Here is an 18,727-nt window from a genome sequence, read left to right as displayed (position 1 = left end):
TCATTCCCGCGTCTCAACTTCGCCGTTCCCGGTGAAGGAGAGCCGCCTGAGCCGACCGCCCCGCACGACTCACACGGCACACAGAGGTGTCCTGAGAAGATCTGAGGGGTGGCCACCCGGGGGATCCAGCCACTTCGCGGCGGCTCCGAAGAGCTTCGCAGTGGTGTCTGTTCCTCCCTGCCGGGCTGACTTCGAGAACATTACGCGGCGCTCCGCCGCTGCGTCAACTCGCCTCCCGGAAGCGCAGCCGGTCCCCCGGTCGGAGCTGCGCCGCGACGTCGAGAGCCCCTGCCGAGACGACCCCGATCACCGGGTAGCCGCCCGTGACAGGGTGGTCGCGCAGGAACAGGACGGGTCGTCCGTCGGGAGGGACCTGGACCGCCCCGGCCACGAGGCCCTCGCTCGGCAGCTCGCCGTCCCGCCTGGCGATCGACGGACCCGACAGCCTGAGCCCGACCCGGTTGCTGGCGTCCGACACCTCGAACGTCCCGCCCAGGAGGTCGCGCCAGCCCGCGTCGTCGAACCACTCGCTCCGCACCCCGCGACGCACCACGAGCTCGACGACCCCGGTCACCGTGGTGCGGGACGGGACCAGGCCGACCACGGGCAGACCCGTGGGTCGCGGCCCGATCACCAACCGGTCCCCCGCACTCAACGGCGCGGGCCCCAGGCCGGCGAGGACGTCGAACGACCGCGACCCGAGCACGGGCCTCACGTCGAACCCGCCGCGAACCCCCAGATACGTCCGCGTCCCCTGCGCGGCGAACCCGAGGCGCAGCGCGGATCCCCGGCGCACCTCGAGGAGGGCCTGCATGCCAACCGGCGTGCCGTCGATCGTCGCGGGCGTCGGCGCACCCGCGAGCGCGATCGTCGCCCGCTCGTGGAACCTCAGGGCCAGCCCTCCGAGGGTCACTTCGAGCGCTGCGGCGGAGTCGTCGTTGGCGAGCAGGCGGTTCAGCAGGCGCAGCGCCCGTCTGTCGGCAGCACCCGACCTCCCGACGCCCGACGACGCCCAGCCCGGCCGCCCCTCGTCCTCCACGAGCGTCAGCGGCCCGGTCGCGAGAACCTCGACGCCACCTGCACGGTCACCTTCGGCGGGCCCTCGATCACTCCCGACGCGTATCGCGTCACCTGCGGCGGACTTCTGGTCGCCCTCGGCGGAGTGCGCGTCACCCTCGGCGAGAGGGCCGTCGCCCTCGGCGCCAGCACCGTGCCCCTCGGCGTCGCCCGGTAGCCGGTCGACCGCACGAAAACGCACCCGCGTCCCCGCCGTCAGCAACGCCGGCGGATCCCGGTCGACGTCGAACAGGTCGACGTCGGTGCGCCCCAGGAGCCGCCAGCCTCCGGGCGTCGCACGGGGGTAGACGGCCGTGAGGTCGCCCGCGAGCGCGACCGACCCCGCGGGCACCCTGGTCCGCGGAGTCGGGAGCCGCGGTGCGGCGATCGTCGGGTCGACCTCGGTCAGGTACCCGAAGCCCGGCATGAAGCCCCCGAACGCGACCACGTACTCGCGTCCGCCGTGGCGCGCCACGACCTCGGCGACGGACAGCCCGGCCCACGCGGCGACGTCGGGCAGGTCCTCGCCGTCGTAGACGACCGGGATCTCCACGAGGCGCCCCTCCCCCTGGCTCGCCACCGTCGACCGCGACTCCCACGCCGCCCGCACCGCGGCCTCGGCGCCCTCGAGATCGGGCGCCTCGTCGTCGAGGACGACGAGCACGGTGCGTGCCGCAGGCACGACGTCCACGAGCCCCGGCACGTCCGTGGCGCGCAGTGCGGCCGCGAGCGCGTGCACGTCCTCGATCCCCGCGACGTCGACCATGAGGGCGTGGTCGCCGTAGACCTGGACGCGGGGCAGGTCCGGTACACATGCCGCCGGTACGGTCGTGGTCGGCGGCCCGTCCCCGGGCGGCACGGTCACCGCCCGATCGCCTGCACGACGACGCCGCTCGCGTCGAGCACCCGACGCACCTGCGTGAGGAGCGCGAGCGCACCAGGGGTGTCGGAGTGGACGCAGACCGAGTCGGCCTCGACCGTGACCTCGCTGCCGTCCGACGCGACCACGACGCCCTCGGTCACGAGGCGCAGCGCACGCTCGGCGACCTCGACCGGATCGTGCAGGACCGCACCCGGCGTCCCGCGCGGCACGAGCGACCCGTCGGGCGCGTAGCCACGGTCGGCGAAGACCTCGTGCACCACGGGCAGCCCCGCCTCGCGGGCGAGCCGCAGCACGGCCGAGCCGGCCATCCCGACGACCGGGAGCGTCGGGTCGTAGCCCACGACCGCGTCCACGACGGCGCGCGCCTGCTCCTCGTGCCGGACGATCGCGTTGTAGAGCGCGCCGTGCGGCTTGACGTACCGGACCCGGTCCCCGGCCAGGCGCGCGAACGCGTCGAGGGCACCGAGCTGGTAGACGACGTCGGCACTCAGCTCCGCCGGTGCCACGGCGAGGAAGCGCCGACCGAAGCCCGCGAGGTCGCGGTACGCGACGTGCGCACCGATGCTCACTCCCCGCTCGACGGCCGCGCGCGTCGTGGCGCGCATGATCGTCGGGTCCCCCGCGTGAAAACCGCACGCGACGTTCGCGCTGGTCACGAGGTCGAGCAGGGCGTCGTCGTCCGCGAGCGCCCACGGCCCGAACCCCTCGCCCAGGTCCGCGTTGAGGTCGATGCGGCGCGCGTCGGGCGCCGGGAGGTGCGTCATGTCCCCATCATCGCCGAGAGCACGCGCGTCGGTCGTGACCCACGGGTCACGACCGGCTGTGCTGTCAGGTGCTGTCAGGTGCTGTCAGGTGCTGCCGGGCACGTCAGGCCATCGACGGCTCGGCGTCGACCAGGTCGGCACGGATGTCCTCCCGCAGCTGGGGTGTGGGCTCGTGGCCGTGCTTGCTGATCATGTGGTCGTACGCGGCGTCGAGGACTTCCTCCTCCTCGCCGGCGATCGTCAGCGTGCAGTTGATGACGCTGGGCGTGGTCCGACAGTCGACCATCTTCCTCATGTGTTCTCACCTCCCCTCACGCGGACCCCGTCGTCGGGGCTCCGGCTGGGGCGGCGTCCGTGGGCTGGGCGGGCGACGTCTCCGGTCCTTCCACCGTCCTCCGCACGGGGTGGGGTGTCAACGGCCCGACGGCGAGACGCCCCTCCCGCTCGTCGGTGCAGCCGGGTAGATTTCCGCGGGTGACCACCTCCCTGCGCCCCGCGACCCCTGCCGACGCCGACCGCCTCGCGGCGCTGGCCGCTGTCACGTTCCCCCTCGCGTGCCCGCCGGGCTCCGACCCGGCAGCGGTCGCCGAGCACATCCGCACGCAGCTCTCCCCGGAGAAGTTCGTCGCGTGGACCGCGAGCGCCGAGCACGCGCTGCTCGTGGCCGAAGGTCCCGACGGCGCCGCCGGAGACCTGGTCGGCTACGCGCTGCTCGTGCGCGGCGTGCCCGACGACGCGGACATCGTGGCCGTCGTGGGCGACGAGCCGACGGTCGAGCTCTCGAAGATCTACGTGCACCCCGCGTCCCAGGGCACCGGGGTCGCGAGCGACCTCATGCGGGCAGCGCTCGACGCGGCACCGGCCCTCGTCCCGGACAAGGCCGTGTGGCTCGGCACCAACGGGGAGAACGCGCGGGCCCAGGCGTTCTACCGCAAGCACGGGTTCACGTTCGCGGGCACGCGCACGTACGTCGTGGGCGGCGAGGCACACGACGACGTCGTGATGGTGCGCCCTCTCGACTGATCCTCACGCCTGGGTCGCCCGCCTGGGCCACGCCGTACTGCGAGGTGAGCGGCGCCGTCGGGCACTGGCACGTCCATGTGCCCGCGGGGCACGGCGCCCATGGGCGCCCGCCGGGACTCGGCCCACCCGCAGGTGGCCCCGGCGGGCACCGGCCTGGTGGTCGCCCTCGCCCAGGCTCGCGGCGCCGTCGCCCGCGTCGTCCGGGTGGAGAGGGAGGAACACGTGGACGTGCCCCTGGTCGGCGCCGACGCTCAGCTCGTCGAGCTGGGTCGCGGCCATGGCCCACGTGTCGGCGGCGCGCAGCCGCAGGTCGGCCGCGAGCGCCAGGAGCTCGGCGCGGGCAGGCTCGGCCGTGCCCTCGGCCAGGACGAGCGTGTCGACCGTGTCGCCCAGCAGCGCGATCGACACGCCCAGGCCGTTGCGCGTGACGTTGTACCCCGACGCGCCGGCGGGCAGCGCCTCGGCCTCGGTCGTCAGGGTCGCGAGCGCCTCGCGCCAGGTGGCGACCTGCTCGGGCGTCGCGGGGGTGCCGGGCGAGCCGTCGAGCGGCAGCGCCACGGACAGGTCGTTCATGGTCGGGACGAGGCGCTCCTGCGCGGAGAGCGCGAAGTCGGTCACGACGCCCAGGTTCTCCGCGTCGCGCGCGGCCTCGGCGGCCTCGAGCTCGGCCACGCGCGCAGGGTCGACGGCATACGCGCCGGACGCGCCGTCGTCGGGCCCTCGCGTGAGCGCCCAGACGACCGCCGCGACGACCGCGCCGAGGACGAGCACCGCAGCGAGCGCGAGCAGGGCACGGCGCCCGCGCGAGAGGTCCCGCGGCCACCGGGCGCGTTCGCGCTCCGGCGGCCGCGGGCGGGGACGACCGGCACCGTCCCCGGTCTGGTGGCCCGCACCCCGGGCTGTCGCGGAGCGGGCGGCGCGCTGCGCCTTGCTGCGCTGCGCGGACGTGGTCTGTGCCACGGGAGGACTCCTGTCGTCTGCGGTGCGGGAGGGTGTGACGTCGAGTGCGTGGTCCTGCTGCGACTCGCCGGGCGTGTCGCGGCCGAACCACGCACTCGACACGACGTACGCGGTAGGCGCCGCCCCCGAGGGGGCGGCGCCTACCGTTCGTGCATCAGCCGCAGGACGCGGCCGCGTAGTCGACCGTGTACGTCGACGTCCGGTCCCCGATCGTCGCGACGACCGTGGCGGAGCCCGCCTCGACCGACGTGGCGCGCGAGGCGAACGACTGCGACGCGGACTTGCCCGGAGCGACACCCGTGAAGGTCTTCGTCCCGAACGGCGTGCTCACCTTGATCGTCGCCGGCGCGTCGTCGGTGTTGACGACCCGCACGTTCACGAGCACCTTGCCCGCCGTGCACTGGGTCTTGGCCACGACCTCGGCCGTGACCCCGCCCTCGACCGGCGGCACCGAGAGGGTGAGCGGCTCGCTCACGTTCCCGGCGACGTCGACCGCACGGTACGAGACCTCGACGGCCCCGTCCCCGACGACGAAGGGCTCGGTGTACTCGAGCCACTCGTCCGCGGGGGTGTCGGCGAGGCGGTACTCGACCCGGGCGAGGCCCGAGCCGGTGTCCGCGCCGGCCAGGGTGACCGTGCGCTCGGACAGCTCGGCCGTGGCGGTCGGTGCCGTGGCGTCGATCTTCACCACGTGCACGACCTCCTGCGACACGTTGCCGGCCTCGTCGCTCGCGCGGAAGGTGAGCGAGTGCTCTCCGCCCGCCGTGAGCGCGATGCCGTCCGTGTACGGGGCCCAGTCGGCGTTCCCGACCTTGACCTCGATCGACGGCGACTGCGAGACGTCGTCGGTCGCGGTCGCGGTGACCGTCACGGCCCCGGTGTTCCAGCCGGACGCGCCGGCCGCCGGGTCCTGTGCGACGGCCACGACCGGCGCCTGCGTGTCCTCGTCACCCGTGGTGACGTGGAACCAGTCGAACGCCACCGTGACCGGGACCTCCTGCTCGGGGCCGATGGCCACGAGACCGAAGGACGTCAGTGCGGCGTCGTTGGTGACGGGCGCCCCGAGGGACGTCCAGTTGACCCCGCCGTCGCTGACCCAGCCCTGGTAGGTGTTGCCCACCTTCTCCATGCGCAGGTACCAGTAGCCCGACTCGGTCGTGTCCGCGATCTCGAGCTGGCGGTTGCCGCCGCTCGAGGCCGCGTTCTTCTCCGACGCGAGCTCGGCACCCAGGTTGAGCGGGGTGCCCGGCTGGTTCTTGGCGACCACGTCGAGCTTGACGTAGTTGTCGTCGTCGCCGTAGGCCATCAGACCGGCGTACTGCCAGCGGTGCAGCAGCGGTGCCTTGAAGCGCGTCTCCGCGACCCAGTCGCCCTCGGGGGCTGCCTGGAGCACGAAGTTGCGCGGGCTGATCGGGTTGGTGTTGTTGATGTCGCCCGGCTGCGTGGTGATGCGCAGCTCGCCACCGGCGACCTCGACCTTCGAGGCGTCGTAGCGGACCACGTTGTTCCAGCGGCAGCCGTCGAGCGCGGTGCCGTCGAACTCGTCGGACGGCTCACGCGTGCCGTCGTCGTCGGAGTCGGGCGTGACCTTGAACCAGTCGACCAGGGCGACCGAGTCGGCCGTCCCCGTGTCTCCCGCGGCGATGACGCCGAACGTGGCGTTCGCCTTGACCGGCGCAGAGCCAGGGATCGCGGTCCACGTCTGGCCGTCCGCGGAGTACGCGGCCGTGATGGCCGTGCCCGTGGAGGTCAGCTTGAGGTAGACCGACGACGGGAAGTTCGCCGCGACGTTCGTCTGGCCGTGCCACGTGCGCGCACCGCCGGTCTCTGTCTGGAACTCCAGGAAGCGGTTGCCGTTCTGGTTCTTCGTGAACGCGAACTTGGTGTACTCGTCGTCGTTCACGTGCACGAGGAGACCCGCGTGCTGCCAGTGCCGTGCGAGCGGGACCTCGACCTTGGTCTGGATCTCCCACGCCCCGGCAGGTGCCGGCTGGCCCAGGTAGCTGATCGGGCCCGGGACCGCCTCGTTGATGTCGCCCTGGACGACGGGCAGGACCGCCTTGCCGTCCGCGACCGTGATCGACTTCCCGGGTGCGGTGCGCACCACGGTCCAGCGACCGGTGTTGATGTCCGCGGCGTCGAAGTCGTCCGACTTCTGCGCAGCGCACTGCGGCGGGGTGTCCGTCCCGGGCTCGGTTGGGTCGACCGGGTCGTCGTCGAACGAGAAGTCCTGGAACTCGACCGCGCTCTGGTTCGAGCTGTGCGCCGTCACGAAGAGACCGACGTCCTGGACCGACGCCGCTCCCGGCAGGGACACCGGGTCGCCGATCTGGGTGAAGTTCTCGCCGTCCTTGCTCCACGACGCGGTGTACAGGTCACCGTCGCGCTCGATCCGCACCCACGCGGGGTAGCTCGTCGAGCTGGCCGCCGAGGAGGTCACGAGCTGCCCCGCGGCGTTGCCGCGCAGCCACTCGAAGCCGCCGCTCGGGCGGATGCCCAGGGCCGCGTAGCCCGGCGACTTGCCCGGCTGCGTCACGTCGTTGCGGACGATGAGACCCGCCTTGGCGGACCCGTTCGAGTTGCCCTGGCTGTTGACCTTGACCGTCGCGGACCACTTCTCGTCCGCGCCGGCCTCCTTGTAGATGGCCGAGTACTCGTCGGTGCCCTGCCACATGTTGGCACCCGCGGAGGTCACGAGGTACTTGCCCTCGGAGAGCTGCTCGAACGTGCCGTTCGCGTTGGTGAAGGTCTTCATGCCGGCGAACAGGTCACCGACCTGCGCCATGACGATGCGGGACTTCGTGGTGAGCCCCTTGTCGTTCGTGGCGACCGCGGTCAGCTTGTAGTAGTTGTCCGCCGTGGCGTTCCACGTCGTCGTGTACGGCGCGGACGTGTCCGTGCCGATCGACTGGCCGTTCACGAAGAACTCGACCTGCGTGACCGTGTTCTCGGCGTCGGTCGCGTCCGCGGTGACCGTGATCGCGCCCTGCTCGAGCTGGACGCCCGCCTCGGGAGCGGTCACGACGACCTCGGGACGGGTCGTGGCCGAGATGCCCTTGCCGTGCGCCTCGATGAAGTTCAGGCGACGCTCGCCCGCACCGGGGAACACGACGTACAGCGTGAAGCTCTCGCCCGGGTCCGCCACGTCGACGCGCACGTCCGTGAAGGTGCCCAGCCCGGTCTCCGGGACGGAGGCCGTGGCGAGGAGCTCGCCGTCGGGAGCGTCACGACGCAGCTCGACGGTGCCCGCCTGGGCTGCCGAGACGCGCAGCGACAGGGCGCTGATCTGGTGGAGGTTGAAGGGGTCGTACGAGGACCAGGCCCCGTCCTTGCCCGTGATGACGGACCCGCCGCCCTCGACGTCCCGGCTGGGGACCTGGGTCGTGCCCTGGGTAGCGGTCTGGAACTCGGCCTCACGCTTCTTGCCGAACACCAGCGTCGTGTCGGAGCCGGTCAGCGCGGGCACGTCGCCCTCGCCGCCGCCGTCCGTGTACCGGGCGTCGAGCACGTAGAAGACGTTCATGTCCTCGCCGTGGCCACCGCCCAGGCCGGTCTCGACCGAGCCCGTCGTGCCGTGGAGCGGCTCGGAGGGGTGCGCGTGGGCGTCGTGCCCGAGCGCCGGCTGGATGATGACGTTCTCGTCGACGATCGAGGAGTCCTCGGCGTCGCTGACCTCGACGTCCCAGTCGATCCGGTCGCCGAAGTCGAAGAACGACCCGGTCGGCGGCAGGTTGAAGTCGACCTCGGGGCGCGTGTTGCCGACCGTGATCGGGACCGTGGCGGTACCGACCTTGCCCGACGGGTCGCTCACCGTGAGGCGGGCGTCGTAGACGCCGTTCGCGGTGTAGGTGTGGCTCGGGGCCGCCTCGGTCGAGTCGGTCGTGCCGTCACCGTCGAAGTCCCACGCGTACGTGAGCGCCTCGTTCTCGGGGTCGGTGCTCGCGGCGCCGTCGAACGTGACGGTGAGCGGGGCCGTGCCCGAGTCCGGCGTGGCGGCCGGCTTGGCGACCGGGGAGCGCGAACCGGAGATGTAGTCGATGCGGTGCAGGCCCGAGTTCGGGTTGTCACGCCCGAAGCCGCCGCCCCAGTCGAGCACGTAGAGCGCACCCTCGGGGCCGAACGTCGAGTCGATCGGGGCGAGGAACTGCTCGTTCGACAGGAACGGGTTGACCTTCTCGACAGCAGCGCCCTTCGGCGTGGCGTCCTTCAGGTCGATCGAGTACATCTTGTTGCGCGCCCACTCGTAGAAGAAGGGCTTGCCGTCGTAGTACTCGGGGAACTTGGTGTCCGACACGAGGTCGGCGTCGTAGCTGTAGAACGGGCCACCCATGGGAGCGAGCCCGCCGCCGGCGTTGATCACGCCGGGGGCCGAGGTGCGCTGGTAGCCGTAGTACATGTCCGCGGGCTGGGCCGCGGGGAGCTGCGTCAGACCCGTGTTCAGGATCGAGTCGTTGACGGGGTTCGCGCAGTCGAAGTTGGCGCCCACCGTGACCGGGTTGGTGCGGTAGTCGACGTCACGGAAGGGCTCGTTCTTGCCCATGCACAGGGGCCAGCCGAAGAAGCCCGGCTCCTGGATGAGGTTCCACTCGGCGATGCCCGCGGGACCGCGGTTCGCGAGGTTGTCGGAACCGTTGTCCGGCGAGTAGTCGGCCACGCCGAGGTTGCCCGTGGCGGGGTCGATCGTGAACCGGAACGGGTTGCGGAAGCCCATGGCGTAGATCTCGGGCAGCGTCTTGTCGGTGCCCGGGGCGAACAGGTTGCCCTCGGGGATCGTGTACGTGCCGTCGGCCTCGGGGTGGATGCGGAGCACCTTGCCGCGCAGGTCGTTGGTGTTGGCCGACGTCGCGCGCGCGTCGTGCAGGCGGCCGTCGCGCTCCGAGAGCGGGGCGTAGCCGCCCGAGGGCTCCGAGTGCGGGTTCACGTCGTCGCCCACGCCGATGTACAGGTCACCGGTGCGGTCGTCGAAGATCAGGCTGCCGCCCGTGTGGCCCGGCTCGTCGGGCAGGCGCCCGGCCGGGACCTCGATGAGGACCTTCTCCGAGGCCGGGTCGATCACGGTGCCGCCCGGACCGCCGTCGGTCACGGTGAAGCGCGAGATCCGGTTGAAGAAGTTCTCCGGGTTCGTGTCGTCGGCCGAGGCCGGCGAGTAGTACTGGTACAGGTACCCGTTGGTCGCGAAGTCCTTGTCGAGCGCGATGCCCAGCAGGCCGTCCTCGCCGCCCGAGTACACGGGGATGGTGATCGCGGTCGTGGTGTTCTGGGTGCGCGGGTCGTAGACGCGGATCTGTCCGCGCACGAGCTCGGTGAAGAACACGCGGCCGTCGGGCGCGACGTCCATGCCGAAGGGTGCGCTCGTGTTGGTGTCGAGCGCGACCTTCTCGAACTGGCCCCAGTCGGTGCCGCCGCAGTCGCCGGCCACCTGGCCCGACGCCCACTGGACACCGCCCACGATGTGCTGGACCAGGTCCGGCTCACCGGTGAAGTGCGCGCCGAAGTGGCCCATGCCGGTCATCCAGGCGCGGCCGCCGTCGTACGGCTTGCACCACGAGATCGGGTGGTCGGCGCCCATCTTGTTGCCGCCGGCGTCGTACGTCGACTCGTCCATCGTGGCGAGCACGTGCGCGCTGCCGCGGACGTTGGCCGAGTAGTTGTACCACTCGTCGGCGCGGTTCCAGCGCTGGTCGAGGTGGCTCGTCGAGGGGTGCACGCGGTCCTCGACCCGCACCGTCCCGGGCAGGCCGGGGCTGTTGCCGGTCGCGGCGTGACCGGGCATGAGCGCCCCGATCATGTCGTCCCACCAGCCGTAGTTCCCGCGCATGTCGGTCGCGTTGTGGATCGCGACGATGCCGCCGCCGGCCTGCTGGTAGCGCTCGAGCGCGGCCTTCTGGTCGGCGTTCCACGGGTCGCCCGACGTCTGGAACATCACCAGGGCGTCGTACTCGGCCAGTCCCGCGTCGGTGAAGACCGAGGAGTCCTCGGTGTGGTCGGACGCGATGCCGACGTCGGCGAACGCCGCCTCGAGCACCGGGGTGCCCTGCGTGATCGCCTCGGAGTGCCGGAACTGGGTCGTCTTGGTGAAGATGAGGACCTTGCGGTCGTCACCGGGAGCATGTGGTCCGTCGTGGGCGGCAGCCATGGTCGCGGGCGCGAGGGTGAACGCCAGAGCTCCGATGGTCAGCGCCGCGACGGCTCTTCCCCGCAGGGGAAGTCGCGCAGCCTTCATGTGTCTTGCCTCCAGGGCAGTCGGCACGTGGCGAGAGTCCGTGCCCCGCTCGTCGGTGAACGGGGCCGCACGTGCTGTGAAGAGTTACGTCGTCCCACGGCGTGCCGGCGCCGTCGGTCCTGCACCTACCGATCGGTCAGCCGCGCATCAGTCCTTTCAGGAAGGCCAGGCCATCGACAGCGATGGCGTCCTGGGTGGGGGCGAGCGGTCGCCAGATCGAGGCGGCCGTCGCGATGGTCGCGTTGTCGGCGGTGAACGACTCGATGCACAGCGAGCCGTCGTAGCCCACCCGGTCGAGCGCGCCGAGGAACGCGTGCCAGTCGAGGTGATCGCTGCCGGGGGCCCCGCGGTCGTTGCCGCAGACCTGCACGTGCGCGATGCGGTCCCCGGCGCGCGTCACCGCGGCCGCCAGGTCCGTCTCCTCGATGTTCATGTGGTAGATGTCGAGCATGAGCCCGATCCCCTCCGACGGGAGGGGTGCGACGACGGCGAGGCCCTGGTCGACCGTGTTGACCAGGCTCGTCTCGTAGCGGTTGAGCGGTTCGAGGCCGATCCGCACGCCCGCGGCCATCGCGTGCTCGACGACGGGGGCCAGGTGGTCGACCAGCTCGGCGTTCGCGGCCTCGCGCTGGCCTGCGGTCATCCGCCAGGTGCGCCCCACGGATGCGTACGCCGGTCCGCCGATGACGCGGGAACCGACCACGTGCGCCATGTCGACGACCTGGCGCAGGTAGTCCTGGGTCCGGCGGATCGTGCCGGCGTCGGCCGAGACGAGCTCGCGTCCCGGTCCCATCACGAGCGAGACCGATGCCCCGAGCCCGTGCTCGGCGAGGACGTCCGCGGCGAGCTGCGGGTTCCAGTCGGTCACGTCCTCGACGGGCAGCTCGAGGACGTCGAAGCCCCACCCGGCGACTCGCGGGGCGATCTCGCGCAGGGAGGCGTCGGTGAGGGGCGAGGTCCACACCCAGGTGTTGACCCCCAGGGGGCGCGTGCGAGCCACGGTGCTCTCTTTCGTCGGTGGGTGCGCTGCCCGGGCGCCCGACGCCGGAGCCCACCTTCGCGGGGAAGGTGCGCTCCGTCGTCGGGCGCCCGGGACGGTGCTGTGCGTGCCGGCTCCCGGCCGGTCCCCCGAGGAGAGCGAGGGACCGGCGGGGCGGCTACCGGTCGTGCGGTGCCCGGCGTGTGCGCCGGGCCTCGATCACCGACCGGGGTCTGACGCGACCGCGGACCGGGTCAGCGGTTCGTCCATGCCTCGGGGTAGCCGGGCAGGTCCTCGCCGCCGAACTTGGCGTAGTGCAGCGAGGGCATGTCCTTGTTGGCCTCGAGGTAGGCGTCCAGGTCCTCGCCCGTGATGGGCGACTGCGGCAGGACCCACTCGGCCGGGACCTGCTCGCCGTTCCAGATCATCTGGGCCGCGAGGATCGGGGTGCGCCACTGGAAGTTGGAGTACACGGCGCCCAGGGCGGTCATGTCCGTCTCCTTCCACTTGCGCATGAAGCTCAGCTCGTCCTCGCCCATGAAGACCGGGTAGGGCTTGCCGGCGTCCTCGAACGCCTCGACCGCCGCGACGGCGCCGTCGCCGGCGTCCATCCAGATGCCGTCCACGTCACCGCGCTGCAGGTACTGCGTCACGATGTCCTTGATCTTCGCGCCGTCACCACCGGTGAACTCCTGGCCCACGACCTCGATGTCGCTCTCGGAGAAGATCTTGTCCGCGGCGGCCCAGCGGTTCTCCAGGACGTCGACGCCGGGCAGGATGCGCAGGGCCAGGACCTTCGAGCCGGGCTCGAGGTTCTCGACCAGGAACTCGGCGCCGTCGGCACCGTAGGCGTAGCCGCCGATCGGGTGGATGTAGGTCACCATGCAGTCGGAGTTGACGCCGCGGTCGAACACGATGACGGGCTTGCCGGACTCGCACGCCGCCTCGACCGCGGGGGTCAGCGTCGCGGTGGTCGACGGCGAGATGATGATCGCGTCGCAGTCACCGGCCTCGACGAAGGCCTGGATGTCCGAGATCTGCTTGTTGTCGTCGTCCGCGGCGTCCGAGACGCGGAACTCCGAGATCTCGCCCGAGGCCTTGAGGACCTCGACCTGCTGCTGCATCGTGATGAAGCCCGTCACGCGCCACGGGTTGGAGACCGAGGCGTTGGAGAAGCAGAGCTTCTTGCCGCCCTCCTTGGCGTACTGCGCGGTGTCCACGTACTCGGGGTCGATCGCCTGCAGCCACGGCTGCTCGGCCGGTCCCTCGGGCACCGCGGTGCGCTGCGCGAGCTGACGGTCGTAGTCGGCCTGCACGAACCACTGGCTGTTCGCACCCGACTCGTTCGACTCCTCCCCCGCCTCGGTCGCGGTCTCGCCCCCGGCGGGGGCGTCGGGCACGTCGGTGCTGCACGCAGCGGTGAACAGCAGTGCCGCGGTCGCGGCCCCTGCCATGAGAACTCGAGAGCGTCGCATGTTCCTTCTCCTGTGATCGGAAGACTTCGTTGTCCTGCCCGTCGCAGCTGCGCGACGGTCTGTCGGGGACGGATCTGTGTGGCGTTCCGGGTGGTGACCGGAGGACTAGGGCGCTGCTGGCTGGGGCTCCTTCGGGACGGTGGGTTCGGTGACCCCTGCCGGGGTGGTGGGAGGGCTCGGGCTGCTCGTGGGAGCAGCCTTGGAGCGGCGCGGCACCGCGGCGTAGGCCACCGCGGCGATGATGATCACGCCCTGGACCGCGGGGCGGATGGTGGACGGCAGGCTGAGCTGGTTGAACAGCGTGAACAGGGCCTCGAGCGTCAGCGCACCGGCCATGGCCGCGACCACCGACCCCCGGCCGCCGCCCAGGACGACGCCGCCCAGGACGACCGCGGTGATCGCCATGAACTCCAGTCCCTCGCCCACCTGGGCCGTCACGCCGGCGTAGCCACCGATGAGGATGCCCGCGACCGTGGCCATGAAGCCCGAGAACAGGAAGGCCCGCGTGCGCACCCACCAGACCGAGGCGCCCGAGAACGCCGCGGCCACGTCGTTGTCGCCGGTCGCGACGAGCGTGCGGCCGAACGGGCGCCGCATGAGGACAACCGCGATCACGCCGAGCACGAGCGTGATGAGCACCGCGTAGGGGACCTGGAACTGTCCCGGGGTGTCGGGCAGTCCCCCACGACCCCACTGGCGGAAGCCGTCCGTGAGCGACCCCGTGGGCGCCCCGCCGGTCCAGAGGCGGATCGCGCCGTAGAGCACGAGCATCATGCCGAGCGTCGTGATGAACGACGGGACCTTGAGGAGCGTGACGATCAGGCCGTTGACGAGCCCCACCGCCAGGCCGAACAGGACCATGAGACCGATCACGGGCCAGGTCATGGAGTCCTCGCCGTCGATGAGCTTGGCCGCGATGACGACCTGCGCCCCGACGAGCGAGCCGACCGAGAGGTCGAACTCCCCCGACACGATGACGAAGTACTGCCCGATCGCGAGCACGATGAGCGGCGCCGCCTTCTTGAGGAAGGCCATGAGCGACATTGGCTCGCCGAACGAGGGGTTCATCACGAGGATCGCGACGAACACCACGATCAGCAGGGCGTAGACCGTCCAGGTGCTGCCGGACGTGACGCGCCGGACCCAGCGGGAGAAACCGCCCCGGGTCTCGGCCGGCGTGGCGCCCGGGGTGCTCGGGCGGGCCGCGGGGCTGCTCGCGCTCATCGGGTGGCCTCCTTGCCGGTCGTGGCGGACGGGTTCTCGGGGTTCGCGGGCGCCCCTGGGCCGCCCGGTCCGCTGCGGGAGCCCGGTCGGACGGACTGGGCCAGGGCCCGGAACCTCGCTCTGCTGCTCGCGGGGTCGATCTGGCGGCGGGCGTACATGGCGACAGCGGCGATGATGATCGCGCCGCGCAGGACGTCCTTGAAGAACGGGCTGACGTCGAGCACGTTGAACACGGTGTCGAGCGAGGCGAGGATCAGGACGCCGGCGATGGTGCCGAGGATCGAGCCACGGCCTCCCATGAGAAGGGTCCCGCCGAGCACCACGGCGGCGATCGAGTTGAGGTCGTAGCCGTAGGTGTAGACCAGGGCGTTGCCCGTGCCGAACCGCGCCGCGATGAGCAGACCGGCAACGCCCGCGCACAGCGAGCACAGGACGTGGGCCAGGATGATCGACCGGTCCGTGCGGATCCCCGAGAGGCGGGCGACGTCGATGTTCCCCCCGACCGCGAACATGTGATAGCCCGGGCGGGTGCGGGTCAGGAGCACGACGCCGAGCACCATGACCACCGCGAGCACGACGACCGAGACCGGCACCGGGCCGATGCGCGTGTACCCGAAGGACTGGAACGCCTTGGGGACCTCGCCCGACGGGCCCTTGAACTGCGTGTCGAGGTAGCCCTTGATGATGAGACCGACACCGAGCGTCGCGATGAACGAGTTCACGCGGAGCTTCGAGATGACGAGCCCGTTGACCAGCCCGACGCCCGCGGCGACCGCGAGCGCCGCCACCACACCGAGCCAGATGCGCGACGGGTCACCGGCCATGGTCGTCGCGGCCACCAACGAGGACCAGGCCACGACGTACCCGACCGACAGGTCGAGCGACTTGCAGAGGATGACGAACGTCTGGCCGATCGCGACGAAGCCCAGCAGGCTCGTCTGGGACAGCAGGTAGAACAGGTTCCCCTGGCTGAAGAAGCTGCCGCCCTGTGCTGCGACGAGACCGGCCGAGATCACGAGGATGCCGACGAGCGCGAGGTAGACGATGCCCGTCGAGCCGAGCCGGCGCCGTCGGGGGCCGGACGTCGCGCTCCCCGCCCTGGGCGAAGCGGTGCTCACCGCGGTGCTCATTTCTCCTCCTGGAGGGTGTCGCTGTGCGCGGGACGGGGTGGTCGGACGGTGGACCCGACGGGGACGTCGAGCGCGGAGAGGTCGACCTCGACGTGCTCCGACGTGTCCCCCGCCCCGGTCGCGAGCGCCATGATGGTCTCCTCGTCGCTGCCCGCGGGGAGCTCGCCGGCCAGGCGGCCGTCGCGCATCACGAGGATGCGGTCGGCCATGGCGACGACCTCGGGGAGCTCGGACGAGATGAGCAGGATCGCGACCCCGCGCGCCGTGAGGGTGCGCATGAGGTCGTAGACCGCGCGCTTGGCGCCGACGTCGATGCCTCGCGTGGGTTCGTCGAGCACGATGACCGACGGGTCCGTCACGAGCCACTTGGCCAGGACGACCTTCTGCTGGTTCCCGCCCGAGAGGTACTGGACCTCGGCGTCCTCGGAGCGCGAGACCAGGTCGAGCGACGACAGGATGCCGGGGATCGCCTTGGCGCGGCGGTCGGACGAACCGGGGGTCACGGCGTCGAGCACGAGCCGCGCGTTCGCGGAGATCGACTGCTCGAGCGCGAGGCCCTCGGCCTTGCGGTCCTCGGTCACGAGCGCGAGCCCGAGGCGGACCGCCTCGCGGGCCGAGCCGACCGTGACGGGCTTGCCGTCGAGCAGGACCGTCCCCCGCGTGAAGGGGGCGACACCGAACACGCCGTGCGCGATCTCGGTGCGCCCGCTGCCCTGGAGCCCCGCGAGCGCCACGATCTCCCCTGCGCGGACCTCGAGGTCGATCCCGTCGACCTGGGTGTTGCCCGCACCCGCGAGGGCGAGCTTGACGGCTCCGGGCACCGTGCCCGGGTCCTTGTCCGGGTAGTAGCCCGCGAACTCGCGCCCGACCATGGTCCGCACGAGCTGGTCCGGGGAGATGTCGGCCGTCGCGGTCGTCAGGACGAAGTCGCCGTCCTTGAGGACCGTGATGGTGTCGCAGAGGTCGAAGATCTCCTTCAGGCGGTGCGAGACGTAGAGGATCGCGACCCCGCGGGAGCGCAGCTGCTGGACGAGCGCGTACAGCAGCTCGACCTCCTGGTCGGCGAGGGCCGCGGTGGGCTCGTCCATCGAGATGATGCGGGCGTCGTAGGAGACGGCCTTGACGATCTCGACGATCTGCTGCTCGGCCACCGACAGCGACCCGACACGCATCCACGACGCGAGGCCGTGGAGGCCGAGGTCGGCGAGCAGCGCGTCGGTGTCGCGGGCCATGCGCCGGGCGTCGACGATCCCGAACCGGCGCGGCTCGCGACCGAGGTAGACGTTCTCCGCGACCGTGCGCTCGGGCAGGAGGTTGAACTCCTGGAAGACGGTCGAGACCCCGGCCGCCTGCGCGGCGAGCGGGGACGCGAACGTGGCGGGCGCGCCGTCGAGCTCCATGGTCCCCGCGTCGGGCTGGTGGACCCCGGCGATGATCTTCATGAGCGTGGACTTGCCGGCGCCGTTCTCCCCGACGAGCGCGTGGACCTCGCCGGGTCGCACGTCGAGGTCGATGCCGCGCAGGACCGAGTTGCCGAAGAAGACCTTGCCGATGCCCCGCAGCTGCAGGAGGGGCGCGCTCGCGCCCTCGCCCGCCGTCGGTGCTGTCATGCCTCTACCTCCACCCAGGTGCCGGTGCGTGCGGAACGGGCCACGGCCTCCGCGAGGTGCGCGGCCCGGAGCCCGTCGGCGAACGTGGGCAGCCCGTCGGGCGTGCGCCCGGCGATGGCTGCGGCGGTGTCGCCGACGAGAGCGTTGAAGCAGTCCTGGTACCCCTGGGGGTGTCCCGCGGGGAGCCGGGAGTAGCGGGCGGCCGCGGGCGAGAGCGCCTCGGGGTCGCGCACGAGCAGGCGGCTCGTGTCACGGCGGCCCTCCCAGAGGCTCTCGGGGGCCTCCTGGTCGAACGCGAGCGTCGACTCGGAGCCGGAGATCTCGAGGAAGAGGCGGTTCTTGCGACCGGCCGAGACCTGGCTGATGACCGCGGAGCCGAGCGCCCCGCCGTCGGTCTCGTACTGGAGGGTCACGGCGTCCTCGGTGCGCACCGCGGTCGGTCGTCCGTCGGCACCGAGCCGCTCGGCGTTGACGGTCGCGGTCTGCGCGACGAGCCGCACGATGCGCTGGCCCGTCGTGAACTCGAGGAGGTCGCAGAAGTGCGACCCGATGTCGCCGAACGCGCGGCTCGCCCCGCCGAGCGCGGGGTCGACGCGCCAGTTGTCGTCGCTCGCGCGCAGCAGCCAGTCCTGGAGGTAGGACCCGTGGACCAGGCTGATCGTGCCGACGGCGCCGCTGCGCACCCGCTCGCGCGCCTCGCGCACCATCGGGTGGAAGCGGTAGGCGAAGGGCACGACGGTGACGCGGCCGTCCGTGGCGGAGGCCCGCGCGGCGAGGTCGGCCAGGGCGACGGCGCCGGCGAGGTCCGTGGCGAGGGGCTTCTCGCACACCACGTGCTTGCCTGCCGCGAGCGCCGCGGTGGCCAGGGGGACGTGCAGGAAGTTGGGGGTGCACACGTGCACGACGTCGACGTCGGGGTCGTCGATGAGCTCCTGCGCGGTGGCCGCGTAGCTCTGCGCACCGAGGTCGGCTGCTGCCTCGCGGGCACCGTCGAGGTCGATCCCGGCGACGGAGACGAGGTCGCCCCCGGCCGTGCGGATCGCACGGGCGTGGACCTCGCCGATGAAGCCGGTGCCGATGAGGCCGGCGCGGTATCCCGCGGCGGGCAGGCGGCTCGGCAGCAGGTCGGTCGCGGAACGGTCAGGGACGGGGATGGTCGCAGCGCCCACGGCGGCGTGTCCGTCCAGGACGGACGGCTCCGTCCTGGCGGCGGGGGCGTCGATGGCCCCGTGGTCTCGCGCGACTTCTTCGGCTCGCATGTCCCACACCGTAGGGCGACTTCTGACGAGCGTCAAGCAAAAGCCGAATGTTAGATGTCACCGTTCGGTAACTCCATCGGTTAAACAATTGCCGAGGCCTACCGTTCCCCCGGCAGACCGCCGTCCCCGGGCACGCCGAAG

12 protein-coding genes are annotated in these 18,727 nt (G+C 71.8%); 1 reads left to right on the top strand and 11 read right to left on the bottom strand.

Annotated elements, in window-relative coordinates; all coding sequences use genetic code 11:
* Positions 1 to 223 precede the first annotated feature (223 nt).
* The 3 genes from pxpB to ACZDYF_RS02925 form a co-directional block, all read right to left on the bottom strand.
* Complete coding sequence (gene pxpB, locus ACZDYF_RS02935) at positions 224 to 1,921, bottom strand: 5-oxoprolinase subunit PxpB (RefSeq protein WP_475053130.1); 1,698 nt, start codon at positions 1,919 to 1,921, stop codon at positions 224 to 226.
* Positions 1,918 to 2,703: a LamB/YcsF family protein gene (locus ACZDYF_RS02930; RefSeq protein WP_475053127.1), complete on the bottom strand. Its 786-nt coding sequence runs from the start codon at positions 2,701 to 2,703 to the stop codon at positions 1,918 to 1,920. The genes pxpB and ACZDYF_RS02930 overlap by 4 nt, the downstream gene beginning before the upstream one ends.
* Before the next feature lie 103 nt (positions 2,704 to 2,806).
* The gene (locus tag ACZDYF_RS02925) at positions 2,807 to 2,998 is read right to left on the bottom strand and encodes a DUF1059 domain-containing protein (protein WP_138823657.1); all 192 of its coding nucleotides are present in this window, start codon (positions 2,996 to 2,998) and stop codon (positions 2,807 to 2,809) included.
* Between the two features lie 179 nt (positions 2,999 to 3,177).
* Between ACZDYF_RS02925 and ACZDYF_RS02920 the strand changes: the two genes are divergently transcribed.
* Entirely contained in the window at positions 3,178 to 3,726 is a 549-nt protein-coding gene (locus ACZDYF_RS02920; RefSeq protein ID WP_204809599.1) for a GNAT family N-acetyltransferase, read from the top strand.
* A 3-nt stretch (positions 3,727 to 3,729) separates the two neighbouring features.
* Here the strand turns inward: ACZDYF_RS02920 and ACZDYF_RS02915 are convergent, their stop codons facing one another.
* The 8 genes from ACZDYF_RS02915 to ACZDYF_RS02880 form a co-directional block, all read right to left on the bottom strand.
* Positions 3,730 to 4,686: a hypothetical protein gene (locus ACZDYF_RS02915; protein ID WP_475053123.1), complete on the bottom strand. Its 957-nt coding sequence runs from the start codon at positions 4,684 to 4,686 to the stop codon at positions 3,730 to 3,732.
* Between the two features lie 154 nt (positions 4,687 to 4,840).
* A complete protein-coding gene (locus tag ACZDYF_RS02910; RefSeq protein WP_475053121.1) occupies positions 4,841 to 10,822 on the bottom strand; it encodes a ThuA domain-containing protein in 5,982 nt (1,993 codons plus the stop codon).
* A gap of 223 nt (positions 10,823 to 11,045) precedes the next feature.
* Positions 11,046 to 11,909, bottom strand: a complete 864-nt coding sequence (locus ACZDYF_RS02905) for a sugar phosphate isomerase/epimerase family protein (protein WP_204809602.1) — start codon at positions 11,907 to 11,909, stop codon at positions 11,046 to 11,048.
* Positions 11,910 to 12,142: 233 nt separating this feature from the next.
* Complete coding sequence (locus ACZDYF_RS02900) at positions 12,143 to 13,363, bottom strand: substrate-binding domain-containing protein (protein ID WP_191792186.1); 1,221 nt, start codon at positions 13,361 to 13,363, stop codon at positions 12,143 to 12,145.
* 105 nt (positions 13,364 to 13,468) lie between these two features.
* The gene (locus ACZDYF_RS02895) at positions 13,469 to 14,587 is read right to left on the bottom strand and encodes an ABC transporter permease (RefSeq protein ID WP_475053114.1); all 1,119 of its coding nucleotides are present in this window, start codon (positions 14,585 to 14,587) and stop codon (positions 13,469 to 13,471) included.
* A complete protein-coding gene (locus ACZDYF_RS02890; protein ID WP_191792188.1) occupies positions 14,584 to 15,717 on the bottom strand; it encodes an ABC transporter permease in 1,134 nt (377 codons plus the stop codon). Before ACZDYF_RS02890 ends, ACZDYF_RS02895 begins: the two co-directional genes overlap by 4 nt.
* Positions 15,714 to 17,327, bottom strand: a complete 1,614-nt coding sequence (locus ACZDYF_RS02885; protein WP_191792189.1) for a sugar ABC transporter ATP-binding protein — start codon at positions 17,325 to 17,327, stop codon at positions 15,714 to 15,716. Before ACZDYF_RS02885 ends, ACZDYF_RS02890 begins: the two co-directional genes overlap by 4 nt.
* Complete coding sequence (locus ACZDYF_RS02880; RefSeq protein ID WP_475053105.1) at positions 17,324 to 18,586, bottom strand: Gfo/Idh/MocA family protein; 1,263 nt, start codon at positions 18,584 to 18,586, stop codon at positions 17,324 to 17,326. Before ACZDYF_RS02880 ends, ACZDYF_RS02885 begins: the two co-directional genes overlap by 4 nt.
* Between the last annotated feature and the right edge of the window lie 141 nt (positions 18,587 to 18,727).

It is taken from the genome of Oerskovia sp. PE-21s (genome assembly GCF_056158145.1).
This window is presented reverse-complemented; position numbering and strand designations above follow the sequence as displayed.